Source organism: Mycobacterium sp., from assembly GCF_049281135.1.
In the GTDB taxonomy this organism is placed as follows: Bacteria; Actinomycetota; Actinomycetes; order Mycobacteriales; family Mycobacteriaceae; genus Mycobacterium.
In genome coordinates this window covers 1-5,502 of sequence record NZ_JBAPRN010000170.1, presented here as the reverse complement: position 1 = coordinate 5,502, position 5,502 = coordinate 1, and the positions used below count along the sequence as shown (strand labels likewise).

Below are 5,502 nucleotides of genomic sequence, written 5' to 3'. Positions count from 1 at the left end.
GGTGGTAACCGAGGAACGCAACTATCCCCCTGGCCGCGGTCAATTCGACGAAGACCGTGAGCAGCAGGCACACCACCGTCCGCACCGAGCGGTACACCAGCAGCAACATGGTGAGAATCACCAGCATGGTAACCACGGTGATCTTGACCAGGGTGCTGTCGCCGCTGTGGTGCATGTCCGACACCAGCGCCGAGGGGCCGGTGACGTAGGTCGTCAGGCCCTTGGGCGCGGGAGTGCGGTTCACGATGTCCCGGACGGCCTTGATCGACTGTTCGGCAAGGGTGGTGCCCTGGTTGCCCGCGAGATTCAGCTGGACGTAGACGGCCTTGCCGTCGGAGCTTTGCGCACCCGGCGCCGTGAGCGGATCCCCCCAGAAGTCCTGCACGTTCTGGATGTGCGCCGGATCGGCTCGCAGTTGTTTGATGATGCTGTCGTAGTAACGGTGGGCGTCGTCACCGAGTTTGTTATCGCTTTCCAGAACAAGCATCGCGAAATCGTCGGAATCAGATTCCTTGAACAGCTTTCCGGTGATCTCCATCGCCTGCACCGAGGGTGCATCTTTGGGGCTCAGCGAAACCTGGCGTTGCTCGGCGACTTGCTCCAGTGGCGGGACGGCCACGCTCATCAGAAAGATGATCCCCAACCACGCCAAGATGACGAGCGGCGCGTACTTGTGGATCATCCTCGGGAGCCGCGGCGGTTCGGCGGCCGCCGCGAGGCTCGGCTGACGGTTATTCATGCGCCCTTGAGAACGCAACTGGCCGGTGATCATGCGCCCTTGAGAACGCAATAGGTAAAGGCGTTCACCTCGTGCGAGACATGCTCGGCTTTAACCACGTCATCGATAATGATGCGGCAACCCAACGTGTTGCCGGTGCCTTGCGCCACAACGTTTCCCACGACTGACGCCGCCTTCGTCGTCATGTTGAGGGTCCAGGGCAGCGTGGCGCCGTCCACGTGCTGCGGATCGGCGTTGGTATCGAAATAGCTGATGTCCGCCGTGGCACCGGGGGCACCCCAAACCTCGTAGGTGATCCGTTTGGGATTGAAAGGCTTGCTGTCGTCGGTCGCGCTGTCGGAATAAGCGGGACGCTTTTCAGAGCCGAAAATGCCGTGAATCCGGAACACGGTGAAACCACCGAGGCCGATCACAACCACGATCACGAGCGGAATCCACACCCGCTCCAGCACCCTGAAAATCGAAATCCCCTTTACCCGATGTCGCTTTTTTGGCCGGCGACTTCTCAACTACTCGAAGATATTCATCCAATCGGCGGGACGTCCCGGGGCGCTTGCGAAGGCCTGATGACACCGCCAAACCATGACGAGTAAACCATGCTCGCAACCCGAACTGTCGACTCCTTACCCCGCGTGAACACTGATTCAGATATAACGCATGTTACGTGCGTAAACGGACGGTACCGGGTTCGCCAGCCGCCCGCAATGCGTCCGTCTGCGCTATTCTCGCGCCGTGCCGCAGCTCAGCTTCCAGCGCGCCCGAAGCGACGACAAGAAACGTCAACGCGCGGCGGCGCTGGTGGAGGCGGCACGTTCACTGGCGCTGGAATCCGGTGTCGCGTCGGTGACGCTCACCGATGTCGCGAGTCGCGCCGGCGTGCACTACTCCGCCGTGCGCCGCTACTTCACCTCGCATAAAGAGGTGCTGCTGAATCTGGCCGCCGAGGGCTGGGCGCGCTTCTCGGACAATGTGTGTGAGAGCTTGGGTGAGCCCGGCCCGATGTCGCCGGCTCGGGTTGCCGAGGCTCTGGCCCAGTGCCTGGCGGCCGACCCGCTGTTCTGCGATCTGCTTGCCAACCTGCACCTGCACCTGGAGCACGAGGTCGCGCTCGAACGGGTACTTGAATTCAAGGAAGTCAGCAACGCTGCCGTGCTGTCGCTGACCGATGCGATCGAGAATGCGCTGCCCGGGCTGGGACGTTCAGGCGCGTTCGACGTCCTACTCGCCTCTTACTCGCTCGCGGCGCCGATGTGGCAGATGGCGAACCCGCCGAAAAGGTTGGCCGACGAGTATGCGAAGCGGACGGACGTGCCACCCGATTGGAAGATTGATTTCATCGCCGCGCTCACGCGGCTGATCACCGCGACGTGCGTCGGCCTACTAGCCGAGTCCGATCAGGACTGAACGCCTACGACCAGTTCCACACCGACATGTCGCCGCGCGGGTAGTTCTGGCAGTTCTCGGTTTCCTTGGCGACGACGCCCTTGTTGTTCCAGAAGATCTTCATGTGGTTGGGCCAGGCCAGCCACAGGCCGTCAGCCTGGGGTGCGTAAAAGTTGGCCGAGTAACCACGCCGGTCCGCTGGTGAGAGCGAGTAGAACCAATGCGCCTTGTCAATGGCGGCCTGATTGACGTTCGGGTGGTTGTTGAAGTCGATCATGTACCGCTGGTAATACACCGGCTCGAAGTCCCGCGCCGCGGCCAATAACTGCTCGGCGTCACAGGTCGTCGAGATCATTCGCCGCGGAATCGGGAAGTCCTCGGTGGAGTCGTTGGACGTGCAGCCAGCGCACGGGCCCAGCGGATCGGCCGAGGCGGCCCGGGGGAACGCGGTGGGCAACGCGGTGAAGGCGGCACTGAGCGCAAGCGCTGCGAGACCGGCGCGGACGGCACGGCTCAGACGAAAAAGACGCATGCGGTCACTATAACGCTCCGATAAAGGCTGCGCCCAAGGGCTGGGAAGCTTGGCTAACCAACGGGCGGCGTGATCTCCAGACCCACGTGAACCTTGTCGATTCCGCCCCGCACGACGGAGTGCGCATAGAACCAGGGAGCGTGGTACCAGTACCGCTTGAGGACGGCGTTGTAGACCCGGCGAGTCTCCGACTTCGGCAGCACCCGGGCGACGCCTTCGACGTCGTCGCTCTTGGGCTTGCCCAACGATCCGCTCTTGGCGATCGTCACCCGCGGAGTGTTTTTGATCCGCTTGGTTTTCCACGACCCGTCGTCGGTGATCACCAGAAGCTTCTCGCCCTCCGGCACACCCCAAATCGCGGTCGGCTTGGGCCGACCGTCCTTGGTAAAGGTGGTCAAGAGCAGGTACTTGGACTTGATGACGTCGTGAAAGCTGGTAGTCACGCCTCTCTTTATAGCGGTCCGGCCCTGGTCGCGCCGAACTCGTGACGCCGGTCCAGACTCGGCCTACTGTGTCGTCATAGCCAAGGACGAGTGCAGATGAACACCCACGACGAGTCCGACACCACGCTGGAAGACCTGCGCGGCGATCTGGCGCTGCGGTACAAGTGGACACCCAGCGGAGGAACCTCCGTCGACCCGGCTTTGGTCGAGGCCGATATGGCGGCGCTGGACCGCGACGGCTACGTCATTTGGGAGAACCTGCTCACCGCCGAGCAGTGCGAGCAGATCCGCGACGTCGTCAATCCCTGGCTCGGGCACACCGGACGTAACTCGTTCGAGGGGCGGCACACTCAGCGCGTTTACAGCGTGCTGAGCAGAACGCGGGTCTGCGATCCACTGGTCGACAACCCGCGGGTGCTGGCCGTGCTCGACCGGTTGCTGATGCCCAACTACCTGCTTTCGGCGTTGCAGGCCATCAACATTCAACCCGGTGAGGCCGCCCAGCTGGCCCACCATGATGACGGCTTCTACCCGATCCCCCGTCCCCGCGAGCCGTTGGCCGCCGCGACCATCTGGGCGATCGACGACTTCACCGCCGACAACGGCGCGACAGTGCTTTACCCGCGTAGCCACAGCTGGGGCAAGCGGCGGCCGGGCCCGGACGACGAGGCGCTGCCGGTCGTCATGCCTGCCGGCTCGTGCGTGTTCTTCGTCGGCACCCTCTGGCACGGCGGCGGGGCCAACTCCAGCACCACCGACCGCCTGGCCGTCACCGCGCAGTACTGCCAACCGTGGCTGCGACCGATGGAGGCCTTCACCCTGTCGGTGTCGCGGGACACCGCGCGGACGGTGTCCGGCGACATTCGCCGCATGCTCGGCTACAGCATCCACCCGCCATTCGTCGGCGCGGTCGACGGTCTGCACCCGCTCAGGCTGCTGGAAGACCAGTAGCCCGCACGCCGCACGCGAGGGGATGGCAACATTCCCCTCATGACAAGACGCAGCGTCGCGCGCATCGTTGCCGGTGCACCACTGATGGTGTTCGCCTTTCTCACCGCTCCGGCTGCCGCTCCGGTGGCCGCTGCCGTTGGATGCCCGGACGTTGAAGTGGTGTTCGCCCGCGGCACCGGTGAGCCCGTCGGTCCCGGCGGTCCCGGCCAGGCCTTCTTCGACTCGCTGGCCTCACAGCTGCCCGGCAAGACGGTGAATCTCTACCCGGTCGACTACCCGTCGACCACCGATTACGCCAACAGCGCCAAGGTCGGCGCTGCTGCCGAGGTCGCCCATGTGCAGGACACCGTTGCCAGCTGCCCGAACACCAAGGTGGTGATCGGCGGGTATTCGCAAGGCGCGGGTGTCGCCGATTTGACCAGCCACCAGCTGTCCCCGCAGGTCGCCAAACACGTTGCCGCCGTAGCTCTATTCGGAAATCCGCAGAGCAGCTACGCAAAGGGTCTGGCGGACAACGAGATTCCGCCGCTCGACCCCAGCTACAGCCCGAGGACCATCGACATCTGCCTGCCCAACGACAACATCTGCGCTGAGGGCGGCAGCATCATCGCGCACTTGGGCTATGTCCCCGATGCGACCAACCAGGCCGCGACGTTCGTGGCGCAGAAGCTCTAGCGCTACTCTTCCGGTCGGTATCCTTACTCGGCTGAACACGTTTCGGCTCGCCTGGCATCTTCGGAGTGCCGCACAGTTGAGCGTTGTGCGGACCTGTGATTTTGCACGTCGAGATGTGAGTGTTGGGCGCCCGGTTATCGAGCGAATTCACGCCCGATTTCGCTCGCAAAGGGAGCGCCGACATAATGCCCACAAACACAGTCCCAGACATCCCCGCGACTGGTTCGCGGCGGCGGTGATGACGGCGCGCGACGGCTCGTTCGATGGTGTGATCGCGCTAGGCTGATGTTGTCGCCGTGTGTCGTTCAGCGGTGCGTCAGTGGAAGGTCTCTCAAATGGTCAGGCTGTTGTTGCCCGGTATGACTGCCGCGGTTGGTGGTTTGACGTTGGCGCTGACAATCGGGGCCGGAGTCGCGTCGGCAGATCCCGATCTGGGTCCGGTCGTCAACACCACATGCAATTACTCGCAGGTGGTATCAGCGCTGAATGCGCAAAACCCGGCAGCCGCCGCGGGACTGTCCGCTTCGCCGACGACGCAGGCCGCACTGCGTGGATTCCTCGCCTCAACGCCGGATGAACGCGAGCAGATAGTCCAAGAGCTGAGAAGCAAGCCAGGAGCGGAGCAGTACGTTCAGCAGTATGCCGGCGCTGTCCTGCAGGTCGCTAATACTTGCAACAACTACTGAGCCATTGGGCGCGAGCTTTTCACACGCGGGGACAGTGCTCGGGAATGCCACCGGCGCGGAACCAGTACGGCATCGTGCGTCAATCGCTGAAGG

8 protein-coding genes are annotated in these 5,502 nt (G+C 63.4%); 4 read left to right on the top strand and 4 right to left on the bottom strand.

The window, feature by feature from the left end:
* Both WAN02_RS06800 and WAN02_RS06795 read right to left on the bottom strand, forming a co-directional pair.
* Positions 1–739: MMPL family transporter (locus WAN02_RS06800; protein ID WP_422263401.1), on the bottom strand; the 739-nt coding region annotated here is incomplete at its 3' end.
* A 29-nt stretch (positions 740–768) separates the two neighbouring features.
* Positions 769–1,191: an MmpS family protein gene (locus tag WAN02_RS06795; RefSeq protein ID WP_422263400.1), complete on the bottom strand. Its 423-nt coding sequence runs from the start codon at positions 1,189–1,191 to the stop codon at positions 769–771.
* Between the two features lie 262 nt (positions 1,192–1,453).
* Here WAN02_RS06795 and WAN02_RS06790 point away from each other — a divergent pair, with 262 nt between their 5' ends.
* Entirely contained in the window at positions 1,454–2,143 is a 690-nt protein-coding gene (locus WAN02_RS06790; protein ID WP_422263402.1) for a TetR family transcriptional regulator, read from the top strand.
* Between the two features lie 4 nt (positions 2,144–2,147).
* Here the strand turns inward: WAN02_RS06790 and WAN02_RS06785 are convergent, their stop codons facing one another.
* Together WAN02_RS06785 and WAN02_RS06780 are read right to left on the bottom strand one after the other, a co-directional pair.
* A complete protein-coding gene (locus WAN02_RS06785) occupies positions 2,148–2,654 on the bottom strand; it encodes a DUF5078 domain-containing protein (protein WP_422263399.1) in 507 nt (168 codons plus the stop codon).
* A 53-nt stretch (positions 2,655–2,707) separates the two neighbouring features.
* On the bottom strand, positions 2,708–3,097 hold the full coding sequence (locus WAN02_RS06780) for a PPOX class F420-dependent oxidoreductase (RefSeq protein ID WP_422263398.1): 390 nt from the start codon (positions 3,095–3,097) through the stop codon (positions 2,708–2,710).
* A gap of 96 nt (positions 3,098–3,193) precedes the next feature.
* On the opposite strand from WAN02_RS06780, the gene WAN02_RS06775 reads away from it, so the two are divergent.
* The 3 genes from WAN02_RS06775 to WAN02_RS06765 all read left to right on the top strand — a co-directional run bounded on the left by WAN02_RS06775 (position 3,194) and on the right by WAN02_RS06765 (position 5,409).
* Positions 3,194–4,048, top strand: coding sequence for a phytanoyl-CoA dioxygenase family protein (locus tag WAN02_RS06775; RefSeq protein WP_422263397.1), 855 nt, complete (start codon positions 3,194–3,196; stop codon positions 4,046–4,048).
* A gap of 39 nt (positions 4,049–4,087) precedes the next feature.
* The gene (locus WAN02_RS06770) at positions 4,088–4,723 is read left to right on the top strand and encodes a cutinase family protein (protein WP_422263396.1); all 636 of its coding nucleotides are present in this window, start codon (positions 4,088–4,090) and stop codon (positions 4,721–4,723) included.
* A gap of 335 nt (positions 4,724–5,058) precedes the next feature.
* Positions 5,059–5,409, top strand: a complete 351-nt coding sequence (locus WAN02_RS06765; RefSeq protein WP_422263395.1) for a hemophore-related protein — start codon at positions 5,059–5,061, stop codon at positions 5,407–5,409.
* The last annotated feature ends 93 nt before the right edge of the window (positions 5,410–5,502 follow it).